Below are 19,838 nucleotides of genomic sequence, written 5' to 3'. Positions count from 1 at the left end.
GGGGGATCCGGCCACCCGCCGACGAGCCGGGGCGCTGGAGCGCCGGGACCGCAGCCGGCTTCACCTCCCTGGCCCCCCATCCGGCCCTGCGCCCCCTGGAGCCGTTCGAACGGGAGCACCTGGCCAGCCGCGCCGGCCTGCCCTACCGGGACCCCAGCGGCACCGCCACGGCCGCCGAGATCCTGGAGCGGCGCCGCCGGGAACAGGAGCGGAGCGACGCTCCGCCGGCCCGGCTGCCGCGGCGTCCGGGCCCCGGCGGACTGGGCCGTCCCGAAGGGCACCGGTAGATTCCGGCGCAGTCGCCCCGCCGCCGCCGATGCTCGCCGTTGCCGTCCTGGCCGCCGGGAAAGGGACCCGCATGAAGAGTGCCCTGCCGAAGGTGCTCCAGCCCCTGGCCGGCGCGACCCTGGTGGAACGGGTGCTGGGCAGCTGCCACCGGCTCGCCCCCGACCGCCAGCTGCTGGTGGTGGGTCACCAGGCCGACCGGGTGGAGCGCACCCTCTCCGCCGTCGAGGGCCTGGAGTTCGTGCTGCAGCAGCCCCAGAACGGCACCGGCCATGCGGTGCAGCAACTGCTGGGGCCGCTGGAAGGCTTCGAGGGCGAGCTGCTGGTGCTGAACGGCGACGTTCCCCTGCTGCGGCCGGAGACCCTGGAATCCCTGCTCTCCACCCATCGGACCAGCGGCGCCGCGGTGACCCTGCTTACCGCCCGGCTGGCGGACCCGACCGGTTACGGCCGCGTCTTCGCCGACGCGGCGGGCCAGGTGAGCGGCATCGTCGAGCACCGCGACTGCACGGCCGAGCAGCTCGGCAACACCCTCACCAATGCGGGCATCTACTGCTTCGACTGGCAGCGCCTGGCCACCGTGCTGCCCAGCCTGAGCACCGACAACGACCAGGGGGAGCTCTATCTCACCGACACCGTGGCCCTGCTGCGGCCGGCCATGCACCTGGAGGTGGCCGACCCGGACGAGGTGGCCGGCATCAACGACCGCCAGCAGCTGGCCCACTGCGAGGCGGTGCTGCAGGACCGGCTGCGCCGCCACTGGATGGCTGAGGGGGTGAGCTTCACCGATCCCGCCAGCTGCACCCTCAGCGAGCAGACCCGCTTCGGCCGCGATGTGCTGGTGGAGCCCCAGTGCCACTTCCGCGGGGCCAGCAGCATCGGCGACGGCTGTCGCATCGGGCCGGGCTGCCTGATCGAGAACAGCGAGGTGGGCGCTGGGGTGGAGGTGATCCATTCGGTGCTGCGTGACAGCCACGTCGAGGACGGCTGCGCGATCGGCCCTTTCGCCCAGCTGCGGGCCGGCAGCCGCCTGGCCGCCGGCTGCCGCATCGGCAACTTCGTCGAGGTGAAGAACAGCCGGCTGGGGGAGGGCTGCAAGGCCAACCACCTCAGCTACCTGGGCGATGCCGACCTCGGTGCCGATGTGAACGTGGGGGCCGGCACCATCACCGCCAACTTCGATGGGGTGCGCAAGCACCGCACCGTGATCGGCGGCGGCAGCAAGACCGGGGCCAATTCGGTGCTGGTGGCGCCGATCACCCTCGGGGAGGGGGTGACGGTGGGGGCGGGCTCCACCCTCACCAGGGACGTGCCCGCCGGGGCCCTGGCCCTGGGCCGGGCCCGCCAGCTCGTGAAGGAGAACTGGACCCCGCTGGCGCCTCGCCAGCAGGAGGGGGTGGCGGGGTGATTCCCTGATTCCTGGCCTAGTCTCAGCCCAGGACATCGGCGGATCCATGGCCATCAATCCCGTCATCTGGTTTGAGCTCTACGTCGACGACATGGCCCGGGCCCGGGCCTTCTACGAAGCCGTGTTCCAGCTGACGCTGGAGCCCCTGCCCGATGCGGGCATGGAGTACCTCACCTTCCCGATGGACGACGGCAAGGTGGGGGCCGGAGGCGCCCTGGCCAAGATGGAGGGGATGGCCCCGGGCGGTGGCGGCACGCTGATCTATTTCCACTGTGACGACTGCGCCGTGGAGGAGGGCCGGGTGGCGGCCGCCGGCGGCACCGTCATCAAGCCGAAGATGTCGATCGGCGCCTACGGCTTCATGAGCCTGGTGCTCGACACCGAAGGCAACACCATCGGGCTCCACTCCCAGGCGTGAGCCCCACCGCCCCGGCGTTGCGCTTCCGCTGGTGGCATGGGGCCGCGATCCTGGTGGCCGCCAATGCCGTCAGCTTCTGGCCGGCGGGGGTGCTGGGCGACGCCGCCTTCTACACCGGCTTCCGTCTGCCCCCCTTCGCCCCGCCGGACTGGCTGTTCGCCCCGGTGTGGCTGGTGCTGAACATCACCTCCCTTCTGGCCCTGGCGCGGGTAGCCAACCGCCAACCGGAGGATGGTGCCTGCCAGGACCGGAGGGACGCTGCCGGCCGGCGCCGGGGCCTGGTGCTGGTCTCGGAGGGGGTGGGCTGGCTGCTGTTCGCCGTGTTCACCACGCTCTTCTTCTGGCTGCACAGCCCGGTGCTGGCGGCCACCGACACGGTGGCCGGCCTGCTGGTGGCGGTGGTGAGCGTGGCGGCGGCGGCCGGCCTGGATCGCCCCGCCGCCGGACTGATCGGCCTGCGTTTGCTGTGGCTGCTGCTGGCCAGTGCCGTGGCGGTGAGCGTGGCCCTGCACAACCCCGACCCGTTCCTAGCCGCCGCCCCGGCGCCAGGTGTGGAAGCGCTCCAGTAGGGCCAGGGTGCGCTGGGGCGCATGGGCCTTCTTCCAGCTCCCGGCCACGTACTTGTTGGCTTCGGCCAGGGTGGGGTAGGCGTGCATCGTGCCCAGCACCTTGCCCAGGCCCAGGTTCCAGCGCATCGCCAGCACGAATTCGGCCAGCAGCTCCCCGGCCTGCTCGGCCACGATCGTCACCCCCAGGATCCTGTCCTTTCCCGGCACGGTGAGCACCTTGACGAAGCCGGTCTCGGCCGATTCGACGATGGCCCGATCCAGCTCGGCCAGGGGGAAACGGGTGACCTCGAAGGCCACGCCCTGGGCGGTGGCCTCGGTTTCGTTCAGTCCCACCCGGGCCACCTCCGGGTCGGTGAAGGTGGTGCGCGGAATCACCCGGCCGTCGACGGCGAAGCGGATCGGATCGAACAGCCCGTTGACGGCCGCATACCAGGCCTGGTGGGCCGCCGTGTGGGTGAACTGCCAGGGGCCGGCGACATCACCGGCGGCATGGATGTTCGGATAGAGGGTCTGCAGGTAGGGGTCGGTGTCGATGGTGCGGCCCGTGGGGATGCCCAGGGCCTCCAGGCCGTGGCCCTCCAGCCGGGCCTGGCGCCCCACGGCGCAGAGCAGTTCGTCGGCCTCGAGGCGAAGGGTGGCTCCATCCACCGCCACCGCCACCAGTACGCCCCCCGAGGCGGCAGGCCCCACCCGCTCCACCCGGCAGCCGGTGTGCACCCGCACCCCGTCGCGCTCCAGCACCTCGCGCACCAGCGCCCCCACCTCGGGATCCTCCCGGGGTAGCAGGCGGTCGTTGCGCTGCAGCAGGGTCACCGGCAGGCCCAGCTGGGCCAGGGCCTGGGCCAGTTCGCAGCCGATCGGCCCGCCCCCCAGCACCACCAGGCTGGGCCTCGGGGAGGGGTGCTCGGCCAGGGCATCCCAGAGGGTCTCGCTGGTGAGCACCCGCACCGTGTCGATGCCGGGCAGGGCCGGGATCACCGGCGCGGCGCCGGTGGCCAGCACGATGGCGCGGGCCGTGAGCAGGGTCTCACTGCCATCGGCGGCGGTGATCGCGACCGCCCAGGGGCTGAGCAGGCGCGCCTGGCCGAGGCGTACGTCCACCCCGAGGGCGGTGTAGCGCTCGACGCTGTCGTGGGGGGCGACGGCCGCCACCTTCTGCCGCACCCGCTCCAGAACCCGACGGAGCTCCACCCGCGGCTCCTGGGGGGCCAGGCCATAGCGGTCGGCGTGGCGCAGGCGGGCGGCGAGGCGGGCCGTGCTGATCAGGGCCTTGCTGGGCACGCAGCCGGTGTTGAGGCAGTCCCCGCCCATGCGGTCCCGCTCCACCAGGGTCACCTTCGCCCGCACGGTGGCGGCGATGTAGGCGGTGACCAGGCCCGCCGCCCCGGCGCCGATGACGATCAGGTTGCGATCGAACCGGCGGGGGCGGGGCCAGGGGCGGTAGAGGCGCCAGAGACGCCAGCGGGCCAGCAGCAGCTTCACAATCCAGGGCAGCAGTCCCAGCAGGGCGAAGGAGGCCAGCAGGGCCGGCGAGAGGAGGCCGCCCAGGCTGGTGAGCTGGCCCAGCTGGGTGCCGGCATTCACGTACACGAGGGTGGCCGGCAGCATGCCCAGCTGGGAGACGAGCGCGAAGGGCAGCAGGGGCATGGGGGTGAGGCCCATCAGCAGATTGACGAGCACAAAGGGAACCACCGGCACCAGCCGCAGGCTGAGCAGGTAGGCGGTGCCGTCGCGGCGGACGCCCTCCTCGATCGGCCCCAGGCGCTGGCCGAACCGGCGCCGCACCGGCTCCCGCAACAGGGTGCGGGCCAGCAGGCAGGCCGCCGTGGCGCCCAGGGTGGAGCCGATCGACACCAGCACCGTGCCCTGAAGCAGGCCGAAGATGGCGCCCCCCGCCAGGGTGAGCACGGTGGCACCGGGCAGGGAGAGGCCCGTCACCAGCACGTAGACGGCCACGAAGGCGGCGGCGCTGGCCAGCGGGGCCGCTTGCCGCCAGGCCAGCAGCTGCTCGCGGGAGGCCTGCAGGGCGGCGAGATCCAGCTGGCGATACCAGCCCTGGCCGAAGAACAGGCCCACGCCGGCCAGGAACAGGGCGAGGGCGAGGAGGCGGCCTATCGGTGCGCCGGTGGGCTTCTCCTTGGCTGGGGAGCTCATGGCTGGCCCTCCTGGGGCTCTAAAGGTGGTGGGCGCTGGATCACCGGCGCCGCGGCAGCCAGGATCGCGGCCCGGTCGCCGTTCAGGGGGGGATAGATGCGCTGGCCGTTGATCAACCGCTTGCTGCGCTTGGCCGCCTCCCCGGTGGCAACGACCCGGCGGTCCCAGCCTTCGGTGTACAGGGCCCCCCAGGGACCAAGATCGAGGATGGTGGTGTACCAGTCGATCCGCAGCGGCAGCAGCGGCAGCCCCACCAGATCGCAGACCGCGTTGTGGCCGGCGAACCGGCCCATGGGACGGCCGTGCTGACAGGACATGACGGTGGTGTGGCCGTCCTCCAGGGTGAGGCGGGCGCTGTCGCCGGCGGCGAACACGCCGCTCAGCCCCTCGACCCGCAGATCGGCATCCACCGGCAGCCGGCCGAAGGCATCGGTGGGCACCCCGCAGCCGGCGGCCAGCGGACTGGCGCGCATCCCCGCACACCAGACCACCGTCTCGGTGGCCATGACCTCGCCGGAATCGAAGCGGATCTCGCTGCCGTCCAGGGACACCACCCGCACACCGAGGCGACACTCCACCCCCAGGGACGCCAGGGCCTCTTCAATCACCGGTCGCGCCCCATCCCCCATGTCGGAGCCCACCCGGGGGTTGTGGTCCACCAGCACCACCCGCCCCGGCCCGGCCAGACCGGCACGCTCCCGGACGGCCTGGAGCCGGTCCGGCAGCTCGCAGGCGGCCTCGATCCCGGTCAGACCCGCCCCCACCACCACGGCCGTAAAGCGTCCGGGGCCGTCGGGGCACTCGCCCAGGGCCTCCAGGTGCCCCGCCAGCCGGAAGGCGCCGCCGTAGGTGTCGACATCGAAGCCATGGGCGGCCAAGCCGGGGACCTGGGGCCGCCGCAGCTCACTGCCGAGGGCGAAGACCAGCCGGTCGTAGGTCAGTTCCTGCGCGCCGACCGCGGTCTGCACGGTCACCGTCCGGGCCGTCGGATCGATCCCGCCGACCTCGCCCACCAGCCAGCAGACCCCGGCGGGCGCGAGCACCATCTCCAGGGGCACCCTCAGGGGCGTCAGGTCGGGTTCGTAGTTGCGCACGCGGATGGCGTGGAAGGCGTCGCGGTTGACGAGCAGCACCTCGACGGCGTCAGGGCCGAGGCCGAGCTGATCGAGCTGGCGGGCGGCGCCCAGGGCAGTCCAGAGGCCGGCGAAGCCACCGCCGAGCACCAGGATCCTCTGGGCTCCCATCAGATCGTTCCGGCAAGGGGCGCAGGCGTCACCGGAGGCGGATCAGTGGGTCTCAGGCTATCGAGGGGGCCTCAGGACTTGAGGGCGGCGCGGCAGATGCGGTGCGCCGCTTCCCGCCCCCCGAACAGGTTGCGGGCCGCCGGTCCCAACTGCAGCGCCGACAGTCCCCCCATGACGTGCACCCGGGTGCCGGGCCAGCGCAGGTCGCCGGTGAGTACGGGCCAGTCCTCGACCAGCGCCAAAGGACGCTGCTGTTGCAGCTGGCGCAGCAGCGGGTGGTGGCTCACCCCCAGGCTGTGGCCGGTGGCCAGCCAGAGGCGGTCGGCCTGGTGGCGGCGGCCATCTCGGCAGTGCAGTTGCCATTGGCCCTGGCGCCACCGGGCGGAGGCGATCTGACAGCCCTCGTTCAGCTGCAGCGTTCCGGCGGCCTGCGCCTGTTGCAGCCGGCTGGCCAGCTCGGGGGTGATCGAGCCGCCGTCGCGGGCCGCCAGAACCTGCTGACGGCGGCGGTGCCAGCAGGGTTCCGCTCGGAAGTCCTTGAGGTAGCGGGGGCCCAGCCAGCCCGGGTCGGCATCAAAGGGCTTGCGGCGCAGCGGCCGCCGGCTGAACAGGCTGACCCGGGCACCCCGGCGGATGGCCCCCAGGGCCAGATGGGCGCTGGTCAGGCCGCCGCCGATGATCACCAGATGCTGCCCCGCCAGCCCCCGGCAGGCGGCGAGGTCGAGGCTGTGGCTGTGCTGCAGGGCCTCCACCGGGTAAGGGTCCTCGATGGCCCGGACCCAGTCCGGCAGCACCGGCGCCTCGGCCCCTGTGGCGATGACCAGCCGCCGGGGGGCCAGAACGGAGCCATCGCTCAGATCCAGCTCGAAAGCGTTGTCCCCGGGGGGAGCGAGCCGGATCCGCTCGACCGCCACGGCCTGCACCCGGTCGGCCAGCTGGAAGTCGGCCACGACGCTGCGGCAGAAATCGGCGAACAGGTGCGTGTGGGGCAGGCCGTAGGGACCCTCAAGCTCGGCCCCGCGCCGGCACTCCTGGGCGAAACGGCGCAGGGCGTGGGGATTGGGATGGGGGTGGTGGGGGGAAGGGGAGCGCAGCCACGGAATCTCGTAGCGGCGCATCTGGGTGTTCCAGCGCTCCAGCCAGGTGCCACTGGGGTCGAGCACCCGCAGCCGCCGGCGCCACTGGGGCCGCTTCTGCAGCAGCAGGCAGCAGAGGGTGAGGGCCTGGGGACCGGACCCGGCGACCACCAGATCAGCCATGGCGGTCGGGGGTGGCCGGCGGCAGCGGAGACAGGGACCCCAGCGGGGAAGGCAGGCCGTGACGGGGGATGGCGAGATGGCACGGAATGACAACCATTCTCACATGATTCGCCCCTGCCGCCCGGCCCAACGCCCCAGCCGGGGCTACGAAAACCCGTGGGAGATCTTCGTCCCGGGCTGCCGCAACTCTCTGTGGGCCAACCCGCTGGGGAGAAGCCGAACGACCTGACCGGGGTCAGGGATGTGACCAAGGGCTGCTACAAGCGCCCCTGGGACGAGACGATCAGGATCCGGGGGGCTGAAGGTACGACCCCGAGGGCGTCAAGCTGGGACCCATCAGCCCCCTGCCGCCACCAGTCCCGAGTGGCGGATCAGGGCCTCCGGGCTGGGGGGACGGCCCCGGAAGGTCTCGAACACCTCGCCGGGGTGGCGGCTGCCGCCGAGGCTGAGCACCGTCTCGCGGAAGCGGCGGCCGGTGGCCCGGATCGCCGCTTCATTCTCCAGTCCCACCTCCTCGAAGGCGCTGAAGGCGTCGGCGCTGAGCACCTCGGCCCACTTGTAGGAGTAGTAGCCGGCGGAATAGCCGCCGGCGAAGATGTGGCCGAAGGAGCAGAGGAAGGCGTCCTCCTCGATCGGCTCCAGCACCGTGGTGGTGACGGCGATCTCCCGGCGCAGCTGCTCCGGTGTGCGGCCGCATTCCGGCGTCCACTGGCTGTGGAGCCGCAGGTCGGTGAGGGCGAAGTGCACCTGGCGCAGGGTGGCGGCACCGCCCATGAAGGTGCGGGCGGCCTGGAGCTTGGCGAATTCACTCTCCGGCAGCGGTTCGCCGCTCTGCCAGTGGCGGGCCATGCCCATCAGGGTGGCGTGGTCGTAGCACCAGTTCTCCATGAACTGGCTGGGCAGCTCCACCGCATCCCACTCCACATTGTTGATGCCGGCCGCCTGGGGCCGCTCCACCGTGGTGAGCATGTGCTGGAGGCCATGGCCGAACTCGTGAAAGAGGGTTTCCACCTCCTCGAAGGTCATCAGGCTGGGGGTGTCCCCCACCGGCGGGCTCTGGTTGCACACCAGGTAGGCCACGGGCAGCACCGGCTGCCCTGAGGCGTCCACCGAGCGCACCAGGCATTCGTCCATCCAGGCGCCGCCGCGCTTGCTGCCGGGACGGCTGTAGGGGTCCAGGTAGAAGGCGGCCAGGGGCTCGCCGCTGCCGCCGTCCTCGACCCGGAAGAAGCGCACGTCCGGATGCCACACCGGCGCCTCGCCATCGGCCGGGCGGATGCGGATGCCGAACAGGCGGTCGCAGAGGCCGAACAGTCCCTCGAGCACCCGGGGCAGGGGGAACCAGGGCCGCAGGGCCTCGCTGTCGAGATCGAAGGCCTCCTGGCGCCGCACCTCCGCCCAGAAACTGACATCCCAGGGCTTGAGGTCGTCCGCTTCAGCCGCCCCTTCCCGGGCAGCGCAGGCCCGCAGCTCCTCCAGCTCATGAAGGGCCACCGGATGGGCGGCGGCCCGCAGATCCTCCAGCAGGGCCTCCACCTCATCCACCGAACCGGCCATCTTCGCCGCCAGGCTCACCTCGGCCCAGGAGCCGTAGCCCAGCCGCCGGGCCTGCTCCCGGCGCAGGGTCAGGATCCGCTCGATCGCCGGCCAGTTGCCGTCGGTCTCTCCTGAGGCCCGGCTCACGTGGGCCTTGTAGGCGATCTCCCGCAGGTCGCGGCGGCGGCTGTACTTCAGGAAGGGGCCGAAGCGGGGCATGTCGAGCCCCAGCAGCCAGGGGCCCTCCGCGGCCGTGGCCCCGCCATCGCCGGCATCACGGGCGGCCTGGGCCAGCTGCTCCTTGAGACTCTCGGGCAACCCCTCCACCTCGGCCGGATCGCTGAGCCGCAGGGTCCAGGCGTTGGTGGCATCGAGCACCCGGTTGCCGAAGGTGGTGGCCAGTTCGGCCAGATCCTGGCTGGCGGCGTTGAAGGCTTCCTGGACCTCCCCCTCCAGGCCCACGCCCCGCAGTTCCATGTCGCGGAGTTCCGCCGTCAGGATCCGCTCCTGGGTGGCATCGAGGCCCCCCTGGGCCTGCAGGCTGCGCAGCGCCTGGAACAGCACCCGGCTCTGGCCGGCCCGGTTGCCGAAGGCCACCACCGCCGCCTGCTGGCTGGCGTGGGCTTCCCGCAGTTCCTGGCTGTTGCAGACGCCATTGAGGTGGCTCACCACCCCCCAGCTCCAGCGCAGCCGCTCCCCCAGCCGCTGCAGGGGATCCATCACCTCCGACCAGCCGAGGCTCCGGCCCTCGGCCGCCGCCGCCGCCAGATCCGCCTCCAGCCGATCGAGCTCCGCCTGGAGCGTGCTGAGCAGCGCCGGGATGTGGGTCACCACCTGGTCGGGGGTGATGGCCTCGAAGCGGGGCAGGCCCTCGCCGGCCAGCAGGGCGGGGGGGCTCTGGAGGGTGGTGGTCATCGCCGGTCGGCCGCTTCGATGGAAGACCCCATTTCAGCCCACCCCGGCGCCGGGCGGCGGTTCAGCCGAGGGCGGCCATCCGACCCAGGGCCACCGCCCCGGTGCTGGCCAGTTCGGCGGCCAGACCGTTGGTGCTGGCTTCGTAGAGATCGATCGCCACCCGCGGCCAGAAGCCGATCACCAGAGTCGGCACCAGCAGGGTGAGGCCGATCAGCAGCTCCCGGGGCTTCATGTCGCCCACCACCGCCAGGGCCGGAATCCGGGGACCGAAGAACACCCGCCGGCAGAGGGAGAGCAGGTACACCGGGGTGAGCACCAGGCCGATGGCCGCCAGCACGATCGTGATCACCCGGAAACCGACGGTGAAGCCGTCGTAGGAGGTGACCCCGAGGAACACGGTGATCTCGCTGATGAAGCCGCTCATCCCCGGCAGGGCCAGGGAGGCCAGGGAGCTGGCCAGGAAGAAGGCGAAGGTGATCGGCAGCACCTTGGCCAGGCCGCCCATGTTGGGGATCGAGAGGGTTTCGGTGCGTTCGTAGAAGACGCCGGTGACGAAGAACATCGCCGCGGCGATCAGCCCGTGGCTGATCATCTGCAGCATGGCGCCGCTCATCCCCAGGGCATCGACGGCACCGATGCCCAGCAACACGAAGCCCATGTGGCTCACCGAACTGCAGGCGATGCGGCGCTTGACGTTGTCCTGGGCGAAGGCATTGAGCGCGCCATAGACGATGTTGATGATGCCCAGAACGATCAGGGCCGGGGCCAGCCGCAGATGCACCTCCGGCAGCATCTGGACGTTGAAGCGGAGCAGGGCGTAGCCCCCCATCTTGAGCAGCACCCCCGCCAGCAGCATCGACACCGGCGCATTGGCCTCGCCGTGGGCATCGGGCAGCCAGGTGTGCAGCGGGAACATCGGCAGCTTGACACCGAAGCCCACCAGGAAGCCCAGATAACAGAGCAGGCCGAAGGTGCCGCCGGGGGAGCGGGCCGCCAGCTCGCTGAGGTTGAGGGTGAAGCTGTCGCCGGAGAGGGCAAGGGCCAGGCCGCTGATCAGGATCAGCAGCGAGGCCGTGGCGGTGTAGAGGATGAACTTGGTGGCGGCGTACTGGCGCTGCTTGCCGCCCCAGATGGCGATCAGCAGGTAGACCGGCACCAGCTCCAGTTCCCAGGCCAGGAAGAACAGCAGGAAGTCCTGGGAGAGAAACACCAGGCTCTGGGCCGTGGCCTGCACCAGCAGCAGGGCGAAGTAGAGGCGGGTCTTGAGGCGGATGTTCCAGCTGGCGGCCACCGACAGCAGGGTGACCAGGCCGCTCAGCACCACCAGGGGGGCGGAGAGTCCGTCGGCGGCCAGCGACCATTCCAGGCCCAGGGCCGGTACCCAGGCCACGCGCTCCACCAGCTGCAGGCCGCCGAGGCTGGCATCGAAGTGGCGGGCAAAGACCCAGAGGATCAGGGCCAGATCCACCCCGAGCACCCCCAGGGCCAGGGTGCGGGGGAGGCGGGGATCGCTGCCGTCACCGGGCAGCAGGGGCATCACCAGGGCGGCGGTGGCGGGCAGCAGCACAATCAGGCTGAGCCACGGAAAACCCGCTTCGGTGATTCCGGAAGGAAGGGAGGAGGACGCGAGCGAAAGCGGCAGGCTGGCGTCCATCACTGTGGGGTGCTCCAGGCAGGAAGTATGACGGGAGACGCTGCCGCGTCGGGACGGGGCCCCCGGGCGTCAGAGCCTATCAACTGAGTAGTTCTACTCACCAGGCACGGCCAGTGGGCGGCTTCCCTCCGGCAGGGGGGCCCAGGTGCTGCCACCCTCCTGGAGTCCGAGCACGGCGCTGTGGCTGCTCACCCCTTCCCCCAGCCAGGCCTGCGTCATCACCTCCCCCACCGCCGCCGCCCGGCTCTCGGGGGCGAGAGCCAGCAGGCTGGGGCCGGCGCCGCTGATCACGCAGCCCCAGGCCCCGGCCCCCATGGCGGCCTCCCGCACGGCCCTCCCCCCCTGGATCAGTCCCCACCGGTAGGGCTCGTGGATGCGGTCGTGCATGCCGTCGGCGATCAGATCACCGTTGCCCGTGCGCAGCCCCTGCAGCAGCAGGGTGAGGGCCCCCAGATTCATCACGGCGTCGCTGATCGGGATGCTGCGCGGCATGGCCCGGCGGGCCTCGCTCGTGCTCAGGCGGATGGTGGGGATCGCCACGACCGCCTTGACGGCCGGGTTCCACTCGCAGCGCACCACCCGCCAGCGATGGGAGGCGGCCCGGGCCGTCAGGCAGAGGCCGCCCAGCAGGGAGGGGACCACGTTGTCGGGATGGCCCTCGATGTCGATCGCCAGCTCCAGCAGCTTCTCGCGGCTGAGGGGCTCCCCCACCAGGGCATTGGCGCCGATCAGGCCCGCCACGATGGCGGTGGCGCTGCTTCCCAGACCCCGGGCCGGGGGCACCGCCAGCTGCACCCGCGCCTCCAGGGCCACCGCCTCGACCCCCACCTCGCGCCAGACCCGCTGGGCCGAGCGGTAGACGAGGTTGTCGGGGCCACCGCGCAGATGGGCCCCCTCGGGGCCCTCGATGATCAGCTCGAACCGCTCACCGCCCCCCTCGATCACCCGCAGCTCGAAGCGGTTGCCGAGGTCCAGGGCGGCGCCGAGGCAATCGAAACCCGGGCCGATGTTGGCGGTGGTGGCGGGAACCGCCACCACCACCCCCTGGCCGATCTGGGGCCGGACCATAAATGACCTGTCGTTGGGCTCAGTGTTGCAGCCGGACCCTGGGGGGCGTGCCGGGCTCAGCCCAGCAGCATCCGGGCCCGGCAGGCGGCACTGAAAGTGCCGACGCCCGGATCCACCACGGCGGTGATGGGCATCGGCTCCAGGGTGGAGCGCAGCCGGCCCTTGTTCAGGAACGGGTCCAGGAAGGCTTCGGAGCGCAGGCTGGCCAGCAGCTTGGCGGCCGTGCCCCCCGCCAGCCACAGTCCGCCGCGGCTCAGGCAGGCCAGGGCCAGATCCCCGCAGACGCTGCCGTAGGCCCCGAGCCAGAGCGCCAGGGCCTCGGCCGCCAGGGGATCACCGGCGGCGGCGGCCAGGGCCACCGCCGCCGGCAGGTCGGCGCGGTCGGGCCCATCGCCGGCCTCGCACCAGAGCCGGGCGGGGCCGCTGAGGGGATGGTCACCGCCGGGGTGGCGCCGTTCGAGCAGCCAGCGGGCCACATGGCCCAGGCCGGTGCCGCTCACCACCCGCTCGATCGAGATCCGCTCCAGGGCCAGATCGGCCCTGAGCCACTGCTTCAGTTCCCATTCGGCCGCGGTGCGGGGGGCGAACTCCCCGTGGGCCGCTTCGCTGGGGAGGGCCCGCAGGCCCCCGGCGGTGGGCAGACCCATGGCCACCCCCAGGCCGGTGCCGGCCCCCAGCACCAGCAACGGGGCCTGTGGATCCCGCTGGCCCTCCCGCACGGGGGCCGTCTGGTCGGCATCGAGATGGGGCAGGCCGTAGATCAGCACGGCGAAATCGTTGACCAGCTCCACCAGGGGCAGGCCGCAGCCACGGGCCAGGCCTTCGGTGTCGAGCACCCAGGGGAGATTGGTGAGCCGGGCCTGGCCACCCTCCACCGGCCCCGCCACGGCGAAGCAGGCGGCCGCCGGCACACCGCCCGCCACCGGCCCGGCGGCGGCCAGAAAGTGGCGCACCATGGGGGCCAGGTCCGGCCAGTCCGCCGAGACGAACCGCTCCTCCAGCACCAGCTCGGGCCGCTCCCCGCCCGGCCGCCAGAGGCTGAGCAGGGTCTTGGTGCCGCCGATGTCGCCCGCCAGCAGGAGGCTCATGCCAGCGCCAGGGTGGCCAGCCGACCGGCGTTGGCTTCCGCGGCGGCGGACACCAGGGCGTCGGCCGTGACGCTGCCCAGATCGCCCTGGCGACGGCTGCGCAGGCTGACCGTGCGGGTTTCGGCCTCCCGGCCACCGATCACGCCCAGCACCGGAATCTTCATCTGCTCGCCGTTGCGGATCAGCTTGCCGAGCCGGTCGCCGCTGTGGTCGATGCCGGCGCGGATCCCGGCGGCCGCCAGCAGGCCCCGGAGTTCTTCGGCCCAGGGGAGGGCGTCGTCGGTGACGGGCAGCAGGCGCACCTGCTCGGGGGCGAGCCAGAAGGGGAAATCACCGGCGTAGTTCTCCACCATCACGCCGAAGAAGCGCTCCAGGGAGCCGAAGATGGCGCGGTGGATCATGATCGGCCGGCAGCGGCTGCCGTCGGCGGCCACGTAGTGGAGGTCAAAGCGTTCCGGCAGGTTGAAATCCAGCTGGATCGTCGAGCACTGCCACAGACGGCCGATCGCATCCTCGATCTTGAGGTCGATCTTGGGGCCGTAGAAGGCGCCGCCCCCCTCATCCACCTTGTAGGCCCAGCCCTTGCGCTCCAGGGCCTCCACCAGGCCGGCGGTGGCCAGCTCCCACACCGCGTCCTCACCGATCGACTTCTCCGGGCGGGTGGAGAGATGGATCTCGTAGCTGCGGAAATCGAACGTGGAGAGGATGCGCTCGGTGAGGTTCAGCACCCGCAGAATCTCATCGGAGATCTGCTCCGGCAGGCAGAACACGTGGGCGTCGTCCTGGGTGAAGCCCCGCACCCGCATCAGCCCGTGCATCACCCCGGGCCGCTCATAGCGGTACACGGTGCCGAGTTCGGCCCAGCGGATCGGCAGCTCCCGGTAGGAGCGCAGCCGGCTGGCGAAGGTGAGCACGTGGAACGGGCAGTTCATCGGCTTGAGCTGGTACTGCCGCTCGTCCACCGCCATCGGGCCGAACATGCTCTCGCTGTAGAAGTCGAGGTGGCCCGACGTCTTCCAGAGGCTGAGGTCGGCCACATGGGGGGTGTAGAGCAGCTCGTAGCCGTCCTCGAAGTGGGCCGAGCGCCAGAAGTCCTCGATCAGCAGCCGCATGCGGGCGCCGCGGGGGTGCCAGAACACCAGGCCGGCGCCGGCCTCCTCCTCGATCGAGAAAAGATCCAGATCGGTGCCGAGCCGGCGGTGGTCGCGGCGCAGGGCCTCCTGCTTGCGCCGCTGGTATTCGGCCAGCTGCTCGGGCGTCTCCCAGGCGGTGCCGTAGATGCGCTGCAGCTGGGCACGCTTCTCATCACCGCGCCAGTAGGCCCCGGCCACGCTTTCGAGGGCGAAGGCCTTGGGGTGGAGCTCGCCGGTGTGGGCCACGTGGGGGCCGGCGCAGAGGTCCCACCACTGGTCGCCCAGGGTGTAGAGCGTGATCGGCTCGCTGAGCCCCTCCAGGATCTCCAGCTTGTAGGGCTCGTTCTGGGCCCGGATCCGCCGCTCCGCCTCCTCGCGGCTCACCTCGATGCGCTCCAGGGGCAGCTTGCGGGCCATGATCTTGCCCATCTCCTTCTGGATCGCCTTGAGATCAGCCTCGGTGAAGGGGTCCGGGTTGTCGAAGTCGTAGTAGAAACCGCTTTCGGTCCAGGGGCCGATGGTGACCTGCGCCCGGGGGAAGAGCTTCTGCACCGCCATGGCCAGCACGTGGCTCATCGAATGGCGGATCCGCAGCAGCTGGGGGCTCTCGCTCGTCTTCGGCAGCACGATGGCGGCCCCATCGGAGGGGGCGTCGCCGGGGGCGGCGGGACTGGAGGCCGGTGGCACCGGCGAAGGGGGCGCGGACGTCATGGAGGCAACCTGTTGAAAGCATGGTATCCAGGCCCACCGATGGCCCCAGGCCGGCGCCGGCCCCGGAGGCCGGTGCCGCCGTCCAGCGGGCCTAAGTTGGAGGGGCTGAGCACCGTGATGGCCGCCCGACCCACGCCAGGACCCGTCCAGAGCGCCGTGCAGCGACCAGCCCCCGCCGGCCCGGAGGGAGCGGGGCTGAACCGGTCGGCCGAGCGGCGCAGCGTCGCCCTCAGCTACCTGCTGTGGTGCACCTGCCTGGTGGGGCTGTGCGGCCTGCCGCGCTTCTACAACCGCAAGCCCCTGAGCGGCACCCTCTGGCTGCTCACCTTCGGGCTCTGCGGCATCGGCCAGCTGCTGGATCTGGTGCTGCTGCCCGACATGGTGCGCCAGGCCAACCAGTCGCTGCTGCTGGAGGAGGCGCTGGCGGGCCGGGACACGGCGGCCTACCCGCCGATCGAGCGCCAGCTGCTCCAGCTCGCCCGCCGCACCGGCAAGGGCGGCTTCACCCTCAACGACGCCCTGCTGGAGCTCCAGCTGCCCCCCCAGGCCAACAGCAGCGTGGTCAGCGCCGAGATCGAGCGGCTGCTGCTCAACCACCTGCTCGACGTGGGCAACGACGAACGGGGCCGGGTGGTCTACCGGGAACCGTGAGGCCTTTCAGGCGCTGGTAAGGCGCCGCTGCCGCACCAGTTCGCGCTGGTAGAAGCGCTGCAGCTGCGCGCGGCACTTCACCGGCTGGCCGTAGTGGCTCTCGCCAGCCAGGGTCGGCAGGGAGGCCCATTCCGGCGCCAGCCGGGCCAGCACCTCGGGTGTCAGGCCATGGCGATCGAAGCTGCGCAGGGCGCCGCGCTGCTCGATCAGATGGAGGGCGGCCTGGTCCTGGCTGGCGGGGCCGAAATCCCGCAGCCCGAGGCGGTCGGCGGCCCGGTCCCAGGTGGTGGGCAGAAACTGATAGGCACCGGCGGCGGCACTGGCGTAGCCGCGTCGCACGACGGTGTCGGGGTGACGGCTGAGGTCGCCGAAGCGATCGCCGCCGTAGAGCACCCGATAGCCGACGTCGCTGCCGCCCAGCCAGGTGCCCTCGGCATAGCGGATCGTGTTGAGCAGGGCGCGCCGCTCGGGGGTGATCCCGTAGGGGCCGGGGGCGCTCGCCACCACCGGCCGGGCGGCGGGCGGGGAAGCGGTTGGGGCGGCGGGCCGGAGCGCCGGCGGGGCAACGGGGACGGCCGGGCGTTGCACCATCGGCAGCATCAGGAGCAGCACCAGCGTGAGCGGTCCCCGCTGGAGCGGCTTCGACGGCGGCGGCAGGGGGCGACGCAAGGGCAGGCGGTCGTCAGGGATCCATGACCCTGCTCAGGACCGGGGCCTGGACGCGAGACCCCGGCGCCCGTACTGGACAGGCGGCGCCCCGGTGTGCTTGCCGAACCGGCCCGGGCGGTGGGATTTCAGGAAACTTTCAGTCGGGAGCCGGGAGGGGCGGGGAACCGTGGGCCGCCGGTCGCCCCGAGCGGGCCGCTGAGAGGCCGGGGTACAGCCAGGACGAACGATCAGTTGTCGTGATCAATACAGAACGATTGATTCACGCTTTTCTCCCGACCCTTGCCGGTGGAGCCGCACTCCGGTTCAATTCTGATCCAGGAAACCGAGGGCCGCCCGGACCCGCTGCAGCGTCGCGGCGGCCACGGCCGAGGCCCCTTCCCGACCGTCCCTGAGGACCGCCTCGAGGTGGCCGGGGTCACGGCGCAGCTCCGCGTACCGCTGCTGCAGGGGCCGCAGGGCCTCCACCGCGGCCTCCGCCAGCAGGGGCTTGAAGGCGCCCCAGCCCATGGCGGCACAGTCCGCCGCCGCCCGCTCGCGGCCCACACCGGCGAGCAGGGCGTAGAGGCCGAGCAGGTTGTCCGCCTCCGGCCGCTCCGGGTTGCCGAACTCCAGGCCCATGACCGGGTCGGTCTTGGCCCGCTTGATCTTGCGGGTGATGACCTCGGGCGGGTCCAGCAGGGTGATGCGGGAGCCCTCGTTCGGGTCGCTCTTGCTCATCTTGCTGCGGCCGTCGGTGAGGCTCATCACCCGGGCCCCCTCCTTGAGGATCAGGGGCTCGGGCACCTTGAGGACCGGGTGCTCCGGATCCGGCGCGTAGCGGGCGTTGATGCGCTGCTGGGCGATGTCGCGGGCCAGCTCCAGATGCTGCTTCTGGTCGTCCCCCACCGGCACCAGATCGGCGTCATAGAGAAGGATGTCCGCGGCCATCAGCACCGGGTAGTCCAGCAGGCCGGTGGAGACGTTGTCGCCCTGCTTGAGCGCCTTCTCCTTGAACTGGATCATCCGCTCCAGCCAGTTGAGCGGCGTGACGCAGTTGAGCAGCCAGCAGAGCTCGCTGTGCTGGCTGACGTGGCTCTGCACGAACACCGTGGACCGCTGGGGATCGATGCCGCAGGCCAGGTACAGGGCCGCCGTGGTGAGGGTGTCCTCCGCCAGGCGGCTGGGATCGTGGGGCACGGTGATCGCGTGCAGGTCGACCACGCAGAAGAAGGTCTCGTGGCTGTCCTGCAGGGCCACCCAGTTGCGGATCGCCCCCAGCCAGTTGCCCAGATGCATGGCCCCGGTGGGCTGGACGCCGGAGAGCACCCGGGGCCGCGCCGTCCTGGCGCCGGTGTCGCTCACGCTTCCGGGGTGGCGTCGCCCTCGCTGTCGGCAGGGGCCACCGCCCCTTCGGCCGCCTCAGGGGCGGCGTCCGTGGCCGCCACGGTCTCCTGGGCTTCGGCCTCGGCCTCCCCGGATTCGGCCGGAGCTTCGGCGTCGATCACCGCCACGGGGGCCGCAGGCCGGCTCGGCCGGGCGAAGGGATCGATCCGGGGGGCCCCATGGCCGCCACGACTCCCCTGGCGGGGCTGGCCATCGCCACCGCCGCGGCGGGGCTCCCCTCCCCGGGGAGCGGGGGCGCGGGAGCCCGCCTGGGCCCGGTGCTCGGCCACCAGGGCCTCAAGCTGGCCCTTCTCCAGCTGGTCGGCGAGGGTGCGCAGGGAGAAACCCAGCACCGCGACGGTGGAGCGCAGGCCGAAGGCCTCCTGCAGGGCACGGGCGGCCTGCATCTCGTTGTCACTGAGGCGGATGCGGAAGCCGCCCGGCTCCCGGTTCGGCCCCGATCGGCCGCCCCGCTCGGGGGCATCCCCGCGGCCGGAGCCCACGGGAAGGGGGGTGTTGGTGTCGTCCGCCATGGCCGCAGCCCGCAATCAGGGGCAAGTGTCGCGCATCGACGTCCGGCCGCCGGCGGCGTCAGGACCCAGCCACAGCAGCCGGTGCCTGCCCAGGCGGGCCTGGCCGTCCCGCCGCGCCAGCACCAGCAGGGGGACGGGACGGGGGCCGCCGGCGGCGAAGCGCAGCCGGTACTGCTGGATCAGGTCCAGGTAGGTCTCGAGCGTCCAGCCCTGGGTGCCCCGCTCCTGGGCGGCCCAGAACTTCCGCAGCGCCTCCCGGCAGGCGTCCACACCGAAGTCCTCCCAGCAGAGCCGTTCGGCCTCCCAGGCCGGGTGGCCGGCGGCCACCAGCTCCCGGTAGCGGCGCAGCTCGGGGGCCTCCTGGCTGCAGTCCGGCGGCAGGCGATAGGCGAGCCCCTCCACCGGGACCCGGCTGAGGCGCAGCCAGCAGCGCTCGAGCAGCAACACCGGCAGGCCGCCGTGCCAGTGGTCACTGACCTCCAGCTCCTTCAGGGCACGGCGCAGCTCCTCGCGGTGAGGGTCCAGCAGGAAGAGAGCATCAGCCGTGGCAGCCGAGCCGGACGTCGCAGCCGGGCCGGAGCGGGCATCGGAAGACGGCACGGAGGGGACCCGGACGACAACCTGAATCATGGTGCGTCCGTCGGAGGTCTGCAGGGACGGTGTCTTAAGGGAGGTGGACGCGGGGGTGGGAGCCCCGTCACTTCTGAGCTAGAGAGGCATCGCCGCCGGTACCCGCCCGTGACGTCCCCGGACCCCCTGCGCCCAGCCGCCCTGGCCTCCCTGCTGTCCACCGGGTGGGGCCGGCAGGCCCTGCTGCTCACCGGGGGGGTGATCGGGGGCGAGCTGCTGCTGCGGGCTCTCCCCGGAGAGGGACTGGGTCTGGTGGGGCTCGCCGGAGTGGCGGCGGGCTGGTGGTGGCTGGGCCGGCGGCCCGCCCGCCTGGCACCGCCCCGGTTGCCCGCCAGCTTCGACGCCTGGCTGCGGCGCTGCGAGGAGCTGCTGCTCCAGTTCGAGCATCTGGAAGGGGGGCCGGACGAGGGCGAGCCGGGCGAAGGCCAGATCCAGCGCCGCGCCGGCCTCGCCGCCCTGCGCCAGGAGGGGGCCCGGCCCGGTCTCCAGCTCGCCCTGGTGGGCTGCGTCGCCCCCGACGCCGCCGGGGCCCCCCAGCTCCAGGCGGCCCT

At 72.2% G+C, this 19,838-nt stretch carries 16 protein-coding genes and 2 pseudogenes; 6 read left to right on the top strand and 12 right to left on the bottom strand.

Going from position 1 to position 19,838, the window contains the following annotated elements:
• The 4 genes and pseudogenes from KBY81_RS13320 to KBY81_RS13305 form a co-directional block, all read left to right on the top strand.
• Nucleotides 1–287: pseudogene (locus tag KBY81_RS13320) on the top strand (hypothetical protein); the annotation flags it as partial.
• 29 nt (nt 288–316) lie between these two features.
• Entirely contained in the window at nt 317–1,693 is a 1,377-nt protein-coding gene (gene glmU / locus KBY81_RS13315; protein WP_106219869.1) for a bifunctional UDP-N-acetylglucosamine diphosphorylase/glucosamine-1-phosphate N-acetyltransferase GlmU, read from the top strand.
• A gap of 46 nt (nt 1,694–1,739) precedes the next feature.
• Nucleotides 1,740–2,111, top strand: coding sequence for a VOC family protein (locus KBY81_RS13310; RefSeq protein WP_106219868.1), 372 nt, complete (start codon nt 1,740–1,742; stop codon nt 2,109–2,111).
• On the top strand, nt 2,108–2,680 hold the full coding sequence (locus KBY81_RS13305; protein ID WP_254976737.1) for a TspO/MBR family protein: 573 nt from the start codon (nt 2,108–2,110) through the stop codon (nt 2,678–2,680). Before KBY81_RS13310 ends, KBY81_RS13305 begins: the two co-directional genes overlap by 4 nt.
• Here the strand turns inward: KBY81_RS13305 and KBY81_RS13300 are convergent.
• From KBY81_RS13300 to thrS, 8 genes are all read right to left on the bottom strand, one after another.
• Nucleotides 2,639–4,834: an FAD-dependent oxidoreductase gene (locus KBY81_RS13300; RefSeq protein WP_254976736.1), complete on the bottom strand. Its 2,196-nt coding sequence runs from the start codon at nt 4,832–4,834 to the stop codon at nt 2,639–2,641. The genes KBY81_RS13305 and KBY81_RS13300 overlap by 42 nt on opposite strands.
• On the bottom strand, nt 4,831–6,078 hold the full coding sequence (locus tag KBY81_RS13295) for an NAD(P)/FAD-dependent oxidoreductase (protein ID WP_254976735.1): 1,248 nt from the start codon (nt 6,076–6,078) through the stop codon (nt 4,831–4,833). Before KBY81_RS13295 ends, KBY81_RS13300 begins: the two co-directional genes overlap by 4 nt.
• A gap of 71 nt (nt 6,079–6,149) precedes the next feature.
• A complete protein-coding gene (locus KBY81_RS13290; protein ID WP_254976734.1) occupies nt 6,150–7,337 on the bottom strand; it encodes an FAD-dependent oxidoreductase in 1,188 nt (395 codons plus the stop codon).
• A gap of 336 nt (nt 7,338–7,673) precedes the next feature.
• On the bottom strand, nt 7,674–9,788 hold the full coding sequence (locus KBY81_RS13285) for a M3 family metallopeptidase (RefSeq protein ID WP_254976733.1): 2,115 nt from the start codon (nt 9,786–9,788) through the stop codon (nt 7,674–7,676).
• Between the two features lie 61 nt (nt 9,789–9,849).
• Entirely contained in the window at nt 9,850–11,442 is a 1,593-nt protein-coding gene (locus KBY81_RS13280; protein ID WP_254976732.1) for an NAD(P)H-quinone oxidoreductase subunit 4, read from the bottom strand.
• Nucleotides 11,443–11,535: 93 nt separating this feature from the next.
• On the bottom strand, nt 11,536–12,510 hold the full coding sequence (gene thrB, locus KBY81_RS13275; protein ID WP_254971123.1) for a homoserine kinase: 975 nt from the start codon (nt 12,508–12,510) through the stop codon (nt 11,536–11,538).
• Nucleotides 12,511–12,566: 56 nt separating this feature from the next.
• Entirely contained in the window at nt 12,567–13,598 is a 1,032-nt protein-coding gene (locus KBY81_RS13270) for a glucokinase (protein WP_106219861.1), read from the bottom strand.
• Entirely contained in the window at nt 13,595–15,442 is a 1,848-nt protein-coding gene (gene thrS / locus KBY81_RS13265) for a threonine--tRNA ligase (RefSeq protein WP_254976731.1), read from the bottom strand. The genes KBY81_RS13270 and thrS overlap by 4 nt, the downstream gene beginning before the upstream one ends.
• Before the next feature lie 156 nt (nt 15,443–15,598).
• Here thrS and KBY81_RS13260 point away from each other — a divergent pair, with 156 nt between their 5' ends.
• A complete protein-coding gene (locus KBY81_RS13260) occupies nt 15,599–16,093 on the top strand; it encodes a TM2 domain-containing protein (RefSeq protein WP_219903885.1) in 495 nt (164 codons plus the stop codon).
• 6 nt (nt 16,094–16,099) lie between these two features.
• Here KBY81_RS13260 and KBY81_RS13255 read toward each other — a convergent pair whose 3' ends face one another.
• The 4 genes from KBY81_RS13255 to KBY81_RS13240 all read right to left on the bottom strand — a co-directional run bounded on the left by KBY81_RS13255 (nt 16,100) and on the right by KBY81_RS13240 (nt 19,257).
• Nucleotides 16,100–16,762 carry a glycoside hydrolase family 104 protein gene (locus tag KBY81_RS13255; protein ID WP_254976730.1) on the bottom strand — a complete coding sequence of 221 codons (663 nt, stop codon included), beginning with the start codon at nt 16,760–16,762 and terminating at the stop codon, nt 16,100–16,102.
• Between the two features lie 303 nt (nt 16,763–17,065).
• Nucleotides 17,066–18,103: a tryptophan--tRNA ligase gene (gene trpS / locus KBY81_RS13250; RefSeq protein WP_254976729.1), complete on the bottom strand. Its 1,038-nt coding sequence runs from the start codon at nt 18,101–18,103 to the stop codon at nt 17,066–17,068.
• Nucleotides 18,100–18,657: a hypothetical protein gene (locus KBY81_RS13245; RefSeq protein ID WP_106219857.1), complete on the bottom strand. Its 558-nt coding sequence runs from the start codon at nt 18,655–18,657 to the stop codon at nt 18,100–18,102. Before KBY81_RS13245 ends, trpS begins: the two co-directional genes overlap by 4 nt.
• Before the next feature lie 15 nt (nt 18,658–18,672).
• Nucleotides 18,673–19,257, bottom strand: a complete 585-nt coding sequence (locus KBY81_RS13240) for a hypothetical protein (protein WP_254971111.1) — start codon at nt 19,255–19,257, stop codon at nt 18,673–18,675.
• Between the two features lie 138 nt (nt 19,258–19,395).
• Between KBY81_RS13240 and KBY81_RS13235 the strand changes: the two are divergent.
• A pseudogene (locus tag KBY81_RS13235) lies at nt 19,396–19,838 on the top strand (hypothetical protein); the annotation flags it as partial.

Source organism: Cyanobium sp. Lug-B (assembly GCF_024345635.1).
GTDB lineage: Bacteria > Cyanobacteriota > Cyanobacteriia > PCC-6307 > Cyanobiaceae > Cyanobium > Cyanobium minutissimum.
Note: the sequence above shows the minus strand (reverse complement) of the source record. Positions and strands in the feature narration are given on the sequence as shown.

Bases quoted from the DNA above. Each gene is read 5' to 3' on its own strand.
- glmU (WP_106219869.1), top strand. From the start codon at position 317: ATGCTCGCCGTTGCCGTCCTGGCCGCCGGGAAAGGGACCCGCATGAAG.
- KBY81_RS13310 (WP_106219868.1), top strand. From the start codon at position 1,740: ATGGCCATCAATCCCGTCATCTGGTTTGAGCTCTACGTCGACGACATG.
- KBY81_RS13300 (WP_254976736.1), bottom strand. From the start codon at position 4,834: ATGAGCTCCCCAGCCAAGGAGAAGCCCACCGGCGCACCGATAGGCCGC.
- KBY81_RS13295 (WP_254976735.1), bottom strand. From the start codon at position 6,078: ATGGGAGCCCAGAGGATCCTGGTGCTCGGCGGTGGCTTCGCCGGCCTC.
- KBY81_RS13290 (WP_254976734.1), bottom strand. From the start codon at position 7,337: ATGGCTGATCTGGTGGTCGCCGGGTCCGGTCCCCAGGCCCTCACCCTC.
- KBY81_RS13285 (WP_254976733.1), bottom strand. From the start codon at position 9,788: ATGACCACCACCCTCCAGAGCCCCCCCGCCCTGCTGGCCGGCGAGGGC.
- KBY81_RS13280 (WP_254976732.1), bottom strand. From the start codon at position 11,442: ATGGACGCCAGCCTGCCGCTTTCGCTCGCGTCCTCCTCCCTTCCTTCC.
- thrB (WP_254971123.1), bottom strand. From the start codon at position 12,510: ATGGTCCGGCCCCAGATCGGCCAGGGGGTGGTGGTGGCGGTTCCCGCC.
- KBY81_RS13270 (WP_106219861.1), bottom strand. From the start codon at position 13,598: ATGAGCCTCCTGCTGGCGGGCGACATCGGCGGCACCAAGACCCTGCTC.
- thrS (WP_254976731.1), bottom strand. From the start codon at position 15,442: ATGACGTCCGCGCCCCCTTCGCCGGTGCCACCGGCCTCCAGTCCCGCC.
- KBY81_RS13245 (WP_106219857.1), bottom strand. From the start codon at position 18,657: ATGGCGGACGACACCAACACCCCCCTTCCCGTGGGCTCCGGCCGCGGG.